This window comes from Sporosarcina sp. resist, from assembly GCF_014302295.1.
Lineage (GTDB): Bacteria > Bacillota > Bacilli > Bacillales_A > Planococcaceae > Sporosarcina > Sporosarcina psychrophila.
In genome coordinates, this window is sequence record NZ_CP060287.1 from 4,271,121 (window position 1) to 4,287,470 (window position 16,350).

Sequence of the window (16,350 nt, forward strand, 5' to 3'; positions counted from 1 at the left end):
GTTAATAAACTAAAGTCCTAATTCAGTAATTGGATTAAGAGAGTTAAAAGCAATATTCATAGTTAAAATGGCGCACTTTAATTTGGAGGGATTCCATTGAGAAAAATATTTATTTTTTTCACATTCTTATTCATCACACTGTCATTCGCTAGTTACTCAATCACTGTAAAAGCTGCTAGCAATGAAAATCCTGGACTTAAAACGACTGTAGTAGCGGACTCATACAACTCAATTCGTTCCTCTCTGTTAAAAAATGAACGTACTGGGCAATTTGATAGCGCAGAAGTTTCATATACTCTAGTTGACGCCCTTATTCAAAAAGTAGTACGTGAAAATCCTGAAATTCTTTATTTTGATTCGGCAATGTCTTGGTCCAATGGTGACATTGAGTTTTCGTACTCACTCCCTGTTAGCACAATAAAAAAGAACAAAGCTGCTCTTTCAAAAGAGGTTGACAAGGCGCTTGCCCAAATTATCAAGCCCGGCTTCACAAATTTCGATAAAGTAAAAGCCATTCATGATTATTTAGTATTGAATGTTGCTTATGATCACAAGAACTTTCAAAATAACACCATCCCTTCTGATTCCAATACAGCTTATGGTGCACTTATAAAAGGTGTGGCCGTTTGTGATGGATATACGAAAGCTGCTCAACTCCTACTTGATCGTCTTGGTATTGAAAATTACTATGTTGACGGATATGGTAATGGCGGTCAGCATTCATGGAACTTAGTCAATCTAAACGGTCAGTATTACTTCATGGACATTACCTGGGACGACCCCGTTCCGAATGTAAAAGGTGCTATTAGTTATAAATACTTCCTAGCCTCTGCCGATCAACTGCGAAAAGACCATAAATGGAACGAAGCGGATTGGCCAATTGCCAAGAGTAAAACGTACAGTTTCTTGAACGACTTTAGCTCGATGATCGAATTCAAAGGACACTATTACTACAGCAGTATTTCGGACAAGGATACATTGTATCGAGTTAAGAAAGACGGAAAATCTAAGCAAAAAGTTAACAATGTAAGGGCTCCTTATTTCGTCATTATCGATGACTGGATTTATTTCAGTAATTATTCGAAAGGCGGCTTCTTGTATAAGATGAAAACAAATGGATCCAAACCTCAACAACTAAATTCCATCCATTCAGTCAATCTAGTCGCAGTGAACAACCAGCTTCACTATACTGATTCCAAAACTAAAAAAGTTCTTAAATTGACGATAAAATAAAAAACTCCTAATCGGTTTTAGCCGATTAGGAGTTTTTTTATGGTATCTTTTTAGTTTGAATAGAATGCTCACTCGCTCTGGCATAGCATTGAAGATATAGATTTGTTATATATTCCAAAACTATGATAATCTTGAGTTAATAGAATGATGTGTTTCCTACACTGAAAGGAGGTAATTTCATCATACGGGCGATTATAGTTGACGATGAACCATTGGCTTTGAAACATATGGAAATCAAGCTAAGTGAATTGGGCACTGTCGAAGTTGTTAAGACCTTTTTAAATGTAGGTAATTTCTTAAAAGAAATGAAACATCTTAATTTTCAAGTGGCATTTTTGGATATTGAAATGCCCGGTTTTAGCGGATTGGATTTAGCTGAACTAATTCAAGAGCAATTCAAAGATGTTTACATCGTTTTCGTTACAGCCCATCGGGATTATGCTGTTCAAGCATTTGAATTGAATTCAATTGATTATTTATTAAAGCCAATTATGAAAGAACGTCTTGAAAAAACTGTAACCCGCATACAAGAACAACTGCGAGTAAATGATAACTCATCTTCCACTGAACAGGATATCTCCTCAAAACTAAGAGTTGTCTGTTTTGATGAGTTTGCTGTCTTCAGTCATAATGAACCAGTAAAATGGAAAACGGCAAAAGTAAAAGAACTTTTTGCTTTCCTCGTCACGAATATTAACACTTATGTAAATAGAGACTTCCTTATCGATTTACTTTGGCCAGACACCGAATATCAAAAGGCTAAGATTCTACTCCATACGTCTATTTCACATTTGCGAAAAACGTTAGATTCTATGGGTTATTCGGGTTCTTTAACTTTTTCCAATCAAAACTATACTTTAGAACTTTATGACTTTCAATGCGATGCAATTGAATTAGAACAGACAATAGCTATGTATACTTCTGTAAATCATAATACTATACAGCTATTCGAGCATGTCGTTCAGCAATACAGCGGTGATTATATGGGTAAAAACGGATATAAATGGGCTGCAGTCAAAAATCAAAATATTCGCCAAGAACTGTTGTGGCTTCTGCAAAAAATGATTGATTACTATACCGACAATGAAAAATTGGATAAAAAACAGCACTATTTACAAATTCTACTCACCTATAATCCTTACTCGGAACATGCTTTACAGCAACTTATGCGCTACTACATTACCGTTAGTAACCGCGGTGATGCCGTTAATGTCTATCATGAGTTCAAAAACCAGTTACAGGAGGATCTCGGTATTTCGCCAGGTCGTGCAACAACAGAACTCTACGAATCGATTCTAGTTACAAATTAGTTAAGGAGAAAACGCCGCTGTCGTACCATGGACAGCGGCGTTTTCTCCTTACTATTCTTCTTTTGGTACGATAAATCTAACGGTGGTCCCCACATCGGGTAGACTTGTTATGTCAATTCCACTTCCGTATTGCTGTTTAAGTCGTTTATCGGTATTAAGCAAGCCGATTCCCCGATGTCCTTCTATCTGATGGGTCAGTAAATTTTTCAATTTCCCTTCTGGTATTCCTACCCCATCGTCTAGAATTGTAATTTCGACTAATTCCGGCTGTTCTATAACCTGGATTCGAACAGTTCCACCTTCTGGACGTTTTAATACGCCATGTTGAATGGCGTTTTCTACGATTGTTTGAATTGAAAGTGGAGGAATTCCAATAGCTGGTATCTTTTCTACCTCCCATTCTACATTCAATCGTTCTCCAAACCGTTCTTGTTCGATGAAAAGATACGAACGCACAAGTTCCAACTCATTTTCTAATTGGATCACTGGATTTAGATTATGGCTGGCAAAGCTAGCATGCAAATAATCGCCGAATTTATCCAATAACTCCACCATTTTAGGTGGGTTGACTTCACTAAGTGCCGCAATCGTATTTAATGTATTAAACAAGAAATGAGGCTGGATTTGCGCCTGCAGCCAGGCTGCTTCCATTCGAACTCGTTCGCCAATAGACGTTTTCAAATCGATTAAAGCCTTTACGCGTGACACCAATTCAATTTTTTCTACGGGTTTAGTAACATAATCACTTGCTCCGCATTGAAAACCAGTTTGAATATCCTCTAATTGGCTACGAGCTGTCAATAATAAAATAGGAAGTTCTGAAATCGTGAACCGTTCCCGTATTTTCTGCGCTAGCTGATACCCAGACATGCTTGGCATCATTACGTCCGATATAACAAGATCCCACTTTCCTTTATCCAATAAAACCAATGCTTCTTTCCCACTCGTACATGTAATGATTTCCAACTGTTCAGCTACTAAAATTCGCTCGACAATCGCCAAGTTAAGAGGATCATCATCCACAACTAATAGACGTGGAAATCCTATAGTCGTAATCTGCTCTGTCCTCTTATTCCCGTTAGTCACGTCCACTACAGTTAGTCGTACAAGAGGGTCACTCGTTTGATTTGCTGAAATTGGTAGTGTAAAAGTAAATGTAGAACCTTTCCCTACAGACGATTTGACGGATAATAATCCTCCATGCAGTTTGACTAACTGTTCGCAAATACTTAGTCCAAGTCCGATTCCACCAGCAATCGCTGTCATATCAGAATCCGCCTGCTCATATGGTAGAAAAATGGACTTCATCGTTTCTTCATCCATACCAATTCCATTATCCTGTACATGAATAATCGCCATTTCTTTTTGGGATTCCGCAGACACTACGACTTCTCCCTCATTCATATACTTGACCGCATTATGAACTAAATTGAATAGAATTTGAAATAGGCGATTCTCATCAGCTTCTATCTTCGGAAATGTTTCGGGAATCGTTTGTACAAATACAATACTTTTCCCTTCTTTCATAAAACCAAGCGTATCAAATACACTAGATACGACGGATGCAAGGTCTGTTTCTTTAACTTGCAATCGGATTCCATTTTCTTTTAGTTTAGTAATATCAAGTAGATCATTCAGAATCATCGACATACGCCGACCGACTGTCATCAGTATTCGTAGGTTTTGTTTACTTTCTTCAGTCAAATCATCCTTTTCATTGTCATAAATTGCTTGTGACATATTAATGATTCCATGAAGTGGATTTCTTAATTCGTGTGATGTATTGGCAAGGAATTCGTCTTTTCTTTCAATTTCTTTCTGCAACCTTCCAGCCAGATTCTTAGTTTCTTCTGTAGCGAGGAAAAAACGTTTAAACCAGAATACCGCAAAAAATATGACACCCAATATAATGTCAATCGGATAGTAGGGTAATGAAACAGATAGCTTATTTTTTATGTCTCCCCAAATAGCGCTGGAAGCAATGCTGATTGTAGCAAGAAGCAGATAGATAATCCCCGCTTCACTTACTGCTACTTTCTTCAATATTACAAGTGGAATAATCATCGGGATAAGAAGCATAATAACTGAGAAAAACGGATTAATTACAATCTTGAAATCTATCAGTACGCTTACAATAAATAATAAATATACGAGGTTTAAAACCCTATATAGGTTAAATACTCGAGCTTTACTATTTGAATGTCTCGTCATTATTGGCCTGCAAAATTGCCACAGAAAAAATGCGCTACTCGCATATGAAAGATAAAGGATTTTCGCCCACATCCCCGAGCTAATGGATGGAAATAAGTAAAGTAATACTTTATCATCATCCGCAAGAACTGAAACTGTCGCACAAAAAAATACAATGGAGAGAAAAACCAATTCTCTCTTTCTGACAAATACAAGAAAGATGACTAATACATAAATGCCATGAAGAAACAGTATTGTTGCCGACATAAATTGCATCAAAGATGACATCATTTGATCTTTTTTCATGGAAGCAGAGTTCCCGAATTTAATCGATTTCACGATTCCACCTGAATGGCCAACGTTATAATTAGAGACTTGAATAATCAGGTCTATCTCTTTAAGATTGCCATCTATGGATACTTCGAATGGGCGATAGTCCTGAATAGCTGATTCGACAGTTTCAGCCACACGTCCCATTTCTGCCACTCTTTCACCATTGATAAAAACTGTTGCACTGGATTTAATTTCTTTAAAATCCAAGGTGTACAGCTTGGATTTTCCATCCAGCAAAATCCGAAGGCGATAGGTTCCATATCCATACGGTAAATTTCTATCGTCAGATATTGTTTCTACCCAATCTCCAGGAACTCTAATCCATTGTTGCTTAGCGCCGGAGAATTGCTTCGTCAAGCTCTCCGGCGCTATTAATTGATTGCCGAAAAAAGCCCATTCGCCGTTCAGCGTGATTGCTTTATCATCTGGCAACTCAACACCCCGAAGATCAAGGATCCCCCCTTCTGCGTGAGGATAATCTAACGTCATATAATGATTGAGCCAAAGTAACCTAAAACTCGTAAGTAAAAGTAAAAATAAACCAATCGTGATAATCATTATTTTCTTATTCATGATGGTTAGATTCGCTGTTTGATAAGCTAAATCCTTCTTACAGTCATACCTCTCTCGTTTCCGATGTGTGAAGAACACGATTACAAGGGCAAGATATAGCAGTGTGTAAGTAATAGTATAGTGACTCCCTCCATTTGGACGCAACGGGATATTTCATTTGCCAACACTTTGGAGTGCGTTCAATCATCAGTGATAATCAAGTTCTTTATAGCAGATAGACCTTTTTTGCAGTGGGTCGGCTAGCAAGAATGATATGTTATATGACCGGTTGAGCGGGAGATATGATCGGTTGGACGAGATATATGATCGGGCAACATGGGATATAATCGGTTGGACGAGATATATGATCGGTCAATATGGGATATGATCGGTTGGACGGGAGATATGATCGGTCAATATGGGATATGATCGGTTGGACGGGAGATATGATCGGTCAACATGGGATATGATCGGTTGGACGAGATATATGATCGGTCAACATGGGATATGATCGGTTGGACGAGATATATGATCGCTCAATATGGGATATGATCGGTTGGACGGGAGATATGATCGGTCAACATGGGATATGATCGGTTGGACGAGATATATGATCGGTCAATATGGGATATGATCGGTTGGACGGGATATATGATCGCTCAATATGGGATATGATCGGTTGGAAGGGAGATATGATCGTTCAACATGGGATATGATCGGTTGGACGAGATATATGATCGTTCCCCATGGAATATGATCGGTTGGGCGGGTTATATGATCGTTCAAAATGGGATATGATCGGTTGGGCGGGTTATACGATCGCTCTACCTGGGATATGATCGGTTGGACGGGATATGATCGGTTGGACGGGATATACGATCGCTCTACATGGGATATGATCGGTTGGCAGTGTTATATGATCGGGCGACAGTCTTATATACTCTGACAGCCTCTACCTTTGAAAACCACCATTCAAAACAGCTCAGATTCAGTAACTGAATCCGAGCTGTTTCATTTTTATATCACGTATGATTAGCTATTATCCACTCAATCCCACTCAACAATAGGTTCTTTCGTTACACAGTCAATATGCACATTTGTTTTGATGGTGCCGCCAAACGTATGATTCGAGCCAAATGCCACATGTATCGTATGATAGGCTTTTTCGTCTTCCAGTATAATGCCCGTCAATCGGGCAGCGTAGTTCGTGCCAATACCAAATTCGCAAAGCAGTCGTCCGTCACCTTCGCCCAGTATTTCTAGCAACTTTTCACCATTTTTGCCGCTTGCAGTAGTTAACCTACCTTTTTCAATCGATAGGATGACTGGTTCTTCTAGTAATCCTATCGTAGAAATCGTGCCATTTATTTCGATTGTCCCTTCGGCTGCTCCTTCAATTGGTGCAATATAAGCTTCCCCTGATGGAAGGTTGCCAGAAGCCCCTTTTTCCCGGAATACTCCCGTACTTGGAACACCATTCCTTCCGTCGATCGGGATGACCAATTCATATTGACCTCCCGTGCGAATTGTTACTTTGTTCGCAGCTGTTAGTTTGGCAGTCATTTCATTTGTTTCTTGTTCCACTACGCTGTAATCGGCAGCCATCGCACCATTCAGGAACATATCTTCCGTAATGCCTGGCATTGTAATGACACTAATTCCTTTTGCATTTGCGTTTTTTCGTGCGACAGTATGTGTCAGTGAATGTTTCGTCAAACAAAACACTAGTTCATAATTCAACATTTCTTTCGCAGCCGCTTCCGGTGGTTCTTCGCCCGACTTTGTTCTGTCTTCCATGACAAGCGAACTCACTTGCCATCCGTCTTTCTCCAGTGCATCACTGAACTTCTTGCCTAGTTTTTCGGTGCTGACATCCGTAAGAACGAGAATATTGACGGTTTTATCGACCGAGAAGTTATTGACCATTAACGTTGCGACCGTTTGTTGAAAGTCTTTCAATTTTTCTCCACCCTTTCGTTTTAAATTATTCACAACATCTCAGCTAGCGAAGAAAACACTATATTACGCGCAACAAGTACTGGTTTTGTAGTATACTCAACCATAATTTTCTTCATTTCGTCCGTATATCCCATGCAATCTAACACTATCGCAGTGACAGGCAACTTGTCCATTTCCTTTGCAACATTAATTAAATTTTCACTTTTAAAGTCATATGGAGAACTCGCTAAAACGGAACAAGTAAAACCTGCATCGTCCCACTTTTCCGTAATGCTTTGTGATTGCTCAAGTAATGGGACGACGATACCTAATTCCCCCTCTTTAAATAAGCCTTTAACGACATGGCTCAATAAATAGTCCGGATAAACGATAGGTATAGCAGAATCAAAAAGGTCAAATTTCCCCGTACAAGCAAGTAAAATCGTGTCAATGTCCTCCGTCTGACATTCATCTATTAGCCGTTGCAATGCGCTAACCACGAATTGTTTTCCTAGCGTTACACTCGAGCCATCACGTAGCCGTGAAACTAATGTTTTTTTACGATCCACAGGCGCAAGTGCTTCAATTTCTGATGTTGATAAATCATCCAGTATACCTTTTTCTATTAATCGTAAATTCTTCGGCAAGTATTTAGTGATGGCTGGAATCATATCGCCCCTTGGACTTTGCCCAATTGTAAGGATACAAAGAGTTTTCTTCATTCAACAAATTCCTTTACGTACACACTTTTACCATCAATATAAGTTGAGAGTACATTTGCTTGGGCTTGGAATGGCTGATGAGACCAAATGACAAAATCTGCATGCTTTCCGATTTCGAGTGAACCTACTTTATCATCTACGCCCATAAGTCGAGCTGCTTCATACGTAATACTTTTTAAAGCTACCATTTCATCCAATCCGAATTTAACTGCTTCCGCAGCACAATAAATAAGGTATTGAATCGGAATAAATGGATGATCCGTCATGATTGCAAATGGTATTCCCGCATCATGAAACATTTTCGGTGCCATTGGCGTGGAATTTCTCGTTTCATATTTACTTGCTGGCAACATGAATGGGCCAAGCGTAACACTCGCTCCGCTATTCTTAACCGCATCCAACATCATATGCCCTTCCGTACAATGTTCAAGCGATAGCAACACATCGAATTCTTTTGCAATTCGGATAGCAGTCGCGATATCATCAGCGCGATGGCAGTGTAGGCGTAACGGCATATCGTGTTCCAATACCTGTATAAAGGGCATTAGCTCACTTTCATCTTCCCTTACCACTTCCCGTTGCTCTTGCGTCAATTTTTGTGCATCGTGAAAACCTTGACGTATAATATCTGCAACAGCCATTCGCGTCATCGGTTTTTTTTGATATTGATTGCCAAAAACATTTTTAGGATTTTCCCCAAGCGCTCCTTTTAAGCCACTGCGTTCTACAAGAATACGTTTTTCCAAACTTCCTCCACCAGTTTTCATGATACTCCATGTACCCGCGATTGGATTCGCACTGCCTGCACCTGTCTGAATCGTCGTTACTCCTCCTTCAACCGCTAAGTCAAATGAAAAGTGGCGAATATCAATCCCATCTACTGCTGCCATCGAAGGCGTCCAAGGATCTGAGTATTCATTGGCATCATTTATCTGCTCACTAATCTCTCCCCATATCCCGACATGCGTATGCGCATCGATTAGACCTGGCGTTATCACCTTTCCAGAACAATCGATTAATTGAGCTCCGCTTGGAATAGGAACTTCAGTGCCTATATGTGTGATTAAACCGCCTTGTATCCAAAATTCACCGTTTTGAATGACTGTATTCGATTTGTCCATTGTATAAAGTGTGGCATTTTTCAATACAGTAACCATTAAAATCCTCCTTTACGATAAACTTCTTGTCCTTTAATGAAGGTATGCAGGACATTTGCAGTTAAATTTAACGGATGCTGATCCCAGATAACGATATCGGCAAATAGTCCGGGTGCAATAGAGCCTGTTAAATGATCGATTTCCAGTAGTTTAGCTGCATTTTTCGTTAAGGCTAACAATGCATCTTCAGATGAAACCCCTTCGCGAAAAGCAAGCGATGCTTCGAGTTTTAAATGTGTAACAGAATTGACCGGGTGATCGGTCGCAAAGCCGAAATTTACGCCCGAATCTTGAAGCGTTTTGTAGAGCGTCGGTTTCAGATTCTTCAGCTCCAATCGTTCAATCGCTTGAAAACTGGGTCCTCCGATACTACTGTTGGAATGCGTCAATACTTCTTTATCGACTAGTCCGCATTCTGTCGCGTGAACTAATGTGATTGGCACATCCACTTCTTTTGATATTCGGATTGCGGTTTCGATATCATCCGCTCGATGGCATCTTACAAATACTTTTCTGTTGTCCAATTCCCCTGAGCTTTTTAACCGCTTCAGTGTAGTCCTAATCCTCTGAGCAATACCCATTCGCGTTAAAGGCATCTTTGTTTGTTCCATAAAGGACTTTTTAGGAATATCTCCCATCGAAAAAGAAAAACCTACTTCATTATCAATCAGCATCTCTTCAACGGTGGAACCATTCATATGAATGATAGCCGTTTTTGCACCTATCACACTGTTAGGCGCGGACAGGATATGTGCAGTTGTGACTCCTGATGCAACTGCATCTTTAAATGAAGGATCAAACGGATAAATGCCATCCGTCACAGATAGTTGTGTCGGATCTTCTTGTTGGGGCTCATAGGAATCATTGCCTTCCCAACGGACACCTGTTTCGCGTAATCCAATTTGAGAGCAAGTGTCAATCAATCCGGGTGTAATGTATAGATTAGTAGCATCTATCGTCTTAGAAATCGAACTTTCATCTAAGCTAGCCAATAATTCATCCGTGAAAAAGATGTCTTGTTTACTAAATGCTCCACTGTCAGAATCTAGTACCCATCCATTTTTTATAACAGTTGTCATATGACTCCTCCTCATATATACGCTGAAAAAAGCAGAGACTCAGACCCTCTACTTTTTTCAGCAATACCTATTTTACTACTTACTTTTTAATCCAAACATTTGCTCCGTTCGGGTGAACGATTTGGATAGAGTTATCCGCAGACACTTCATATCCTTGAACTTTTTTACTGATGCCCGCTGTTGCTTCCTGAACATCAATTTCGATACGCGGAACGTCTTTCAAGATAATTTTCAATGCTTCTTGATAAATTGCTGCGCGTTCATCTTGATCGGCCGTTTCAGATAATGCACGATCTAACAGTTTATCAACTTCAGGGTTGTCATAGCCTTTCCCGTTTCCTAAAGCACTAAGTTGATCTGTATGGAACAACTGATAAAGGAAGAAGTACGGGTCTGGATACCATGACCAGCCGCCAATGGACATCGGTGCATTCCCTTTAGATACCGTGTCACTGTAAGTTCCCCACTCTACGACTTTAATTTCTACATCGATGTTGAGGTTTTCTTTCATTTGATTTTGGAAGATTGTTGCGTATGGAACACGCGCTGCCCCAACGTAAATTTCTGTTTTAAAGCCGTCTGGATAGCCTGCTTCAGCAAGCAACTCTTTCGCTTTTTCCGGTTCATAAGTTGGGACTAGTTTTTCCAGTTCTTCATCGTAGCCCCAAGATCCAGTAGGAAGTGGCAGATAAGAACGGACAGCACCGCCCCATTGGTTAACACCAGATACTAGTTCGTCAACATTTGTTGCTTTATAAATCGCTTCACGAACTTTAACGTCCGCAGTTGGCCCAACTTTATTATTCAAGTCAAGATACGTAATAGATAGCGCTTGGATAGTTAGTAATTCAAAGTTCTCGTCTTTGTTAATCAATTCCCTATTTTGTCCTTTAACATCCAAAGCGACATCGATATCGCCTGAACGCAATGCGTTTGTCATCATATTAGGGTCCGCAATAACTTTCATCCGTACACCATCTAAATGTGGTTTACCGCCCCAATACTTGTCATTTCTTACTAAGTCAATTTGCTGATCCTTTTTCCAATCTTTAATGGCAAACGGACCAGTACCCACTAAGTGCGCACCGAACTCATCGCCCCATCCTTCAACTTCTTCTTTTGGCACAATTGAGTTACCAGCATCAGTCAATACAGCTAGCAAAGCAGCATTAGGAGTTTCAAGATGGACTTGTACTTCAAATTCACCTGATACATCTACTTTTGTAACGCCGTTAAGTCTGTTCATGACAGATTCATTTACTGATCTTTCCAAGCTATATTTTACATCTTCGGCAGTCATTTGACGGCCGTCTTGGTATTCACCAGGTTGGAAGAAGACGTCGTCCCTTAGTTGGAACGTGTAGACAAGCAAGTCGTCAGAGATTTGCCAATCTGTTGCGAGCGATGGAGTGATCTCGCTCAAGTCTTTACTATAAACTACGAGTGTATCTGCAACCGAACGCATAACTTGTGATTCGTATACGCCTGTATATTTAACCGGGTCAAGTGTTTGTGGATTTGCTGAGAGGCCAATTTGCAAAGTCCCTCCATCTTGAGGTTCCCCACTATTTTCTCCCCCTTTGTCTCCGTCCTTACTATCAGAACTTGGCGTGGATGACTTTCCTGAACAAGCAGCTAATACGAGTAACAGCGAAATACCAACTAAAAACATTTTCGCCCTTTTATATCCCAATATAATCCCCCCACTTCCATTTTGATTCACACTGTGAACCACTGATTCAACAGTGTTAAATTAGTTACTAACTTAACACGATTTATCATCAAATGTAAAGTATTATTTTAAAAGATTCTAATATCTTATAACGTGAATAATTATTCAAAAAGTCACTTCATTATAAGGCTCACAGGTAATTAAGAATTCTAAAGATTTACCATTTACTTTTTATTCAGAGGGTGGTACGCTATCCTAAATTCACATTGTGAACCAGTGTTTCAGAATAATAGAATGAGAGGTGGAAGTGAATGGGTAAGTACTTTCTTCGAAGACTGATTGATTTATTACCTACTGTTTTTGTTGTAGCTATTATCGTCTTCATCATTACACGTCTAATACCCGGAAATCCCGCAGCCGTTATGCTAGGCCCTACCGCCAGCGTAGAAGATATAGAAAAGCTGACGGAGCAATTGGGATTAAATGAACCCTTATATCAACAATTCTTCAGTTATATAACTGGTTTGCTACAAGGGGATTTTGGAACTTCATTAAGTTATAACCAGCCGGTAACGGAATTGATCATGGAGCGCTTTCCAAATACGCTTGTACTGGCAGTAGCCGCATTAATCATTGCACTGGTTATTGGTATCCCGGCAGGAATGATTTCTGCATCCCGTCATAACTCCATTTTGGATTATGTGGTAATGCTAATTTCATTAATCGGCGTTTCAATGCCTATTTTTTGGCTCGGTGTTATGTTAGTTCTTTATTTCAGCGTAGGTTTAGGCTGGTTTCCTGCAACAGGAATGGGAACCTTAAGTGAAGGGCTCATTCCTTATCTCAAGCATCTTGCATTACCAGCTATCACACTTGCTACCATTCCAATGGCGACTTTCGCCAGGATTACACGATCTAGTATGTTAGAGGTTTTATCACAAGAATACATTAAAACGGCACGCGCAAAAGGGGTCAGCGAGTTTTGGGTTATATCAAAACATGCTTTTAAAAACTCTCTTACACCAATCTTGACGGTGTTAGGCATGCAAATTTCAATGCTACTTGGAGGAGCAGTTTTAACAGAAACAATCTTTAGCTGGCCGGGGATGGGACGATTGATTGTCGATGCCATCGATAAAAGGGACTTTGTCGTTGTACAAGGAACTGTATTATTCATCGCTATCATCTTTGTTGTCGTCAACTTGCTAGTAGATATGCTCTATAAAGTTGTCAATCCGCGAGTCAATTATCTCTCGAAAAAAGGGGGCGGTGGAAAATGACACTGACTCAGCCTACTAATTCGCGTCCAACTATAAAGGATAATGCAAATATAAAAGAAGCGAGTTTTCTTAAAAAGCTGTTCAAAAATAAATTAGCCGCCTTTGGATTAGGTGTCACTGTTTTAATGGTCATCGTAGCTGTATTTGCGCCTTTAATCGCAACGCACGCACCAAATAGTATGGATCTTGCAAATACACTTGCGAGTGCTGGAACTGAAGGTCATCTTTTAGGCACTGATAACTATGGCCGTGACCTTTTCAGTCGAATTATCTATGGAGCTCGAATCTCCCTTATCGTCGGAGTTTCGGCTGTACTGCTTGGGGCCATTTTAGGTACCTTGCTTGGCCTGTTAGCTGGTTATTTCGGTGGAAAACTTGACTCGATTATTATGCGTACGATGGATGGACTTTTCGCATTTCCTTTTATTCTTTTGGCAATTACGTTAATGACGGTACTTGGTCAAGGTCTGGTAAACGTTATTATCGCAATCGGAGTTGCTAATATTCCAGGATTTGCACGGATTGTACGTGGACAAGTCTTAAGTGTTAAGGAAGAGGAATTTATAGAAGTAACGAATTCATTGGGAGCCACACATCCAAGAATTATTTTCTATCACATTTTGCCGAACTGTTTAGCGCCGCTGATTGTATATGGAACGATGAGCATTGCTGGCGCAATCATTTCAGAAGCTGCCCTTAGTTTCCTAGGTCTCGGCGTCCAGCCACCTACTGCTTCTTGGGGAAGCATCTTGAAAGACGGGAAAGACTTTCTGGTCTTGAATCCTCAAATGGCTACGTTCTCAGGACTTGCTATATTAATAACGGTGTTAGGTATTAACTTATTCGGTGATGGTCTGCGTGACGCACTAGATCCGAAAATGAAAGTTTGACGATTGGAGGGATGAATATGTCGGAAACTTTACTTCGCATAGAGGACTTAGACGTTCAATTCAGATCTTCCTCCTCTGTAGTGAAAGCCGTAAATGGTGTAAATATCACGTTAAATAAAAAAGAAACACTTGGTATCGTCGGTGAGTCCGGATCGGGTAAAAGCGTAACAGCTACCGCTTTAATGCGGCTAATCCCCTCCCCCCCAGGTAAAATATCCGGCGGGACCATCAATTTCGATGGCAAAGACTTGCTGAAGCTCTCTGAAAAAGAAATGAAAGCGATACGAGGCAATGACATCGCAATGATTTTCCAAGATCCAATGACGAGCTTGAATCCAGTGTTCAAAGTTGGCAATCAAATCATCGAAGCGATTCGAAACCATAAAGTGATATCCAAAAAAGATGCTAAAAAAGAAGCGATTGAAATGTTAAAAGTGGTCGGCATTCCGGAACCTCAAAAGCGAATTAACATGTATCCGCACGAGTTTTCGGGGGGCATGAGGCAGCGGGTTATGATTGCGATTGCATTGTCATGTAATCCAAAGTTATTGATTGCAGATGAACCTACAACTGCACTGGACGTTACGGTACAAGCGCAAATTCTAGATTTGATGAAAAAACTGCAACAAACAAACGATACATCTATCATCATGATCACGCATGACCTCGGTGTTGTCTGGGAAATGTGCGACAAATTGATTGTCATGTACGCCGGTTCAACTGTTGAATCCGGAACGGTAGAAACAATCTTTAATAACCCTCTCCATCCATATACATGGGGGTTACTAGAGTCACAAATTACAAAAGACGTAATTCACGGTGAGAAATTGCCTGCCATCCCGGGAAGTCCTCCTGACATGAGAAAACCTATGCCGGGTTGTCCTTTCTATGAGCGCTGTCCGTTCGGCCAAGAGATTTGTTTAACAACAAAACCTGAGCCAATTGAAGTAGAAGAGAATCATATTGTATCCTGCCATTTCCAAACGACAACGACTCGTTTAGAAAGAAAGGAGCGAATGTACGTTGACTGAATCGATTATAAAAGTACGTGATTTAAAAAAACACTTTCCTATTCATAGTGCCATTCCTTTTGTGAAATCGCATCAAAGTGTCAAAGCTGTTGATGGCGTGAACTTCGATGTTTATAAAGGCGAAACACTCGGTATTGTGGGTGAATCAGGTTGCGGCAAGTCGACATTAGCACGCCTAATCAATCAGCTTGTTCACCCTTCTGCTGGTTCTGTAGAGTTTAAAGGTAAAGATTTAGCAACTTTATCCGCTAAAGATGTTCGTGCAGCAAGGAAATCGATACAAATGGTATTTCAAAATCCTGATGCTTCACTAGATCCACGGAAGACGATTGAGTTTTTAATTGCTGAACCTTTAGTTATTCATAATATTGGTACGAAAGAAAGCCGTAAACAACGGGTGCACGAACTATTAGAAACAGTTGGGCTAAGTAGCTACCATGCCCGCCGTTATCCGCATGAATTTTCTGGTGGTCAAAAGCAGCGTATCAATATTGCACGTGCTCTTGCGCTAAATCCTGATGTCATTATTTGCGATGAACCGGTATCGGCGCTGGATGTATCTGTACAAGCACAGGTCATCAATCTACTTAAGAGTCTACAAAAGGAATTTAACTTGACCTATATTTTCATTTCACATGACTTAAACGTCGTTCGTTATATGTGTGACCGCATTGCAGTTATGTATTTAGGGAAAGTCGTTGAAACAGGTACCTTCCAACAGCTTTATGAAGATCCGAAACATCCTTATACAAAGGCCCTTCTTTCTGCAATTCCAAAAGAAAATCCGTTCGAACAAAAGGAACGTGTCATTCTGACAGGTGACGTACCAAGTCCGGTTAATCCACCTTCAGGCTGTGCTTTTCATGAACGCTGTCAATATGTGATGGATATTTGTAAAACCGACGCACCTGTATTGCAGACAATCGAACCAGAAAACCAAGTCGCTTGTCATCTTTATTAAAA

General features: G+C 40.2%; 12 protein-coding genes. 6 read left to right on the forward strand and 6 right to left on the reverse strand.

Annotation, left to right across the window (positions count from 1 at the left end; translation table 11 throughout):
- Positions 1-96 precede the first annotated feature (96 nt).
- On the forward strand, positions 97-1,233 hold the full coding sequence (locus H7992_RS20535; RefSeq protein WP_187045832.1) for a DUF5050 domain-containing protein: 1,137 nt from the start codon (positions 97-99) through the stop codon (positions 1,231-1,233).
- Between the two features lie 149 nt (positions 1,234-1,382).
- The gene (locus tag H7992_RS20540; protein WP_187045833.1) at positions 1,383-2,543 is read left to right on the forward strand and encodes a response regulator; all 1,161 of its coding nucleotides are present in this window, start codon (positions 1,383-1,385) and stop codon (positions 2,541-2,543) included.
- A gap of 51 nt (positions 2,544-2,594) precedes the next feature.
- On the opposite strand, the gene H7992_RS20545 is transcribed toward H7992_RS20540, so the two are convergent.
- From H7992_RS20545 to H7992_RS20570, 6 genes are all read right to left on the reverse strand, one after another.
- Complete coding sequence (locus H7992_RS20545; RefSeq protein WP_187045834.1) at positions 2,595-5,639, reverse strand: hybrid sensor histidine kinase/response regulator; 3,045 nt, start codon at positions 5,637-5,639, stop codon at positions 2,595-2,597.
- Positions 5,640-6,665: 1,026 nt separating this feature from the next.
- Positions 6,666-7,577, reverse strand: coding sequence for an aminopeptidase (locus H7992_RS20550; protein WP_255428510.1), 912 nt, complete (start codon positions 7,575-7,577; stop codon positions 6,666-6,668).
- A 29-nt stretch (positions 7,578-7,606) separates the two neighbouring features.
- Positions 7,607-8,278, reverse strand: a complete 672-nt coding sequence (locus H7992_RS20555) for an AroM family protein (RefSeq protein ID WP_187045835.1) — start codon at positions 8,276-8,278, stop codon at positions 7,607-7,609.
- Positions 8,275-9,435 (reverse strand): amidohydrolase family protein, encoded by a 1,161-nt coding sequence (locus H7992_RS20560; RefSeq protein WP_187045836.1) that lies wholly within the window; start codon positions 9,433-9,435, stop codon positions 8,275-8,277. The genes H7992_RS20555 and H7992_RS20560 overlap by 4 nt, the downstream gene beginning before the upstream one ends.
- Positions 9,435-10,514 carry an amidohydrolase family protein gene (locus tag H7992_RS20565; protein ID WP_187045837.1) on the reverse strand — a complete coding sequence of 360 codons (1,080 nt, stop codon included), beginning with the start codon at positions 10,512-10,514 and terminating at the stop codon, positions 9,435-9,437. The genes H7992_RS20560 and H7992_RS20565 overlap by 1 nt, the downstream gene beginning before the upstream one ends.
- 79 nt (positions 10,515-10,593) lie before the next feature.
- Positions 10,594-12,186, reverse strand: a complete 1,593-nt coding sequence (locus H7992_RS20570) for an ABC transporter substrate-binding protein (protein WP_187047997.1) — start codon at positions 12,184-12,186, stop codon at positions 10,594-10,596.
- A 311-nt stretch (positions 12,187-12,497) separates the two neighbouring features.
- Between H7992_RS20570 and H7992_RS20575 the strand changes: the two genes are divergently transcribed.
- From H7992_RS20575 to H7992_RS20590, 4 genes are read left to right on the forward strand one after another with little or no spacing between them, the layout of a single operon-like run.
- Entirely contained in the window at positions 12,498-13,466 is a 969-nt protein-coding gene (locus H7992_RS20575) for an ABC transporter permease (protein WP_187045838.1), read from the forward strand.
- Entirely contained in the window at positions 13,463-14,356 is an 894-nt protein-coding gene (locus tag H7992_RS20580; protein ID WP_187045839.1) for an ABC transporter permease, read from the forward strand. Before H7992_RS20575 ends, H7992_RS20580 begins: the two co-directional genes overlap by 4 nt.
- A gap of 17 nt (positions 14,357-14,373) precedes the next feature.
- Positions 14,374-15,387 carry an ABC transporter ATP-binding protein gene (locus H7992_RS20585; RefSeq protein WP_187045840.1) on the forward strand — a complete coding sequence of 338 codons (1,014 nt, stop codon included), beginning with the start codon at positions 14,374-14,376 and terminating at the stop codon, positions 15,385-15,387.
- Positions 15,380-16,348: an ABC transporter ATP-binding protein gene (locus H7992_RS20590; RefSeq protein ID WP_187045841.1), complete on the forward strand. Its 969-nt coding sequence runs from the start codon at positions 15,380-15,382 to the stop codon at positions 16,346-16,348. The genes H7992_RS20585 and H7992_RS20590 overlap by 8 nt, the downstream gene beginning before the upstream one ends.
- The last annotated feature ends 2 nt before the right edge of the window (positions 16,349-16,350 follow it).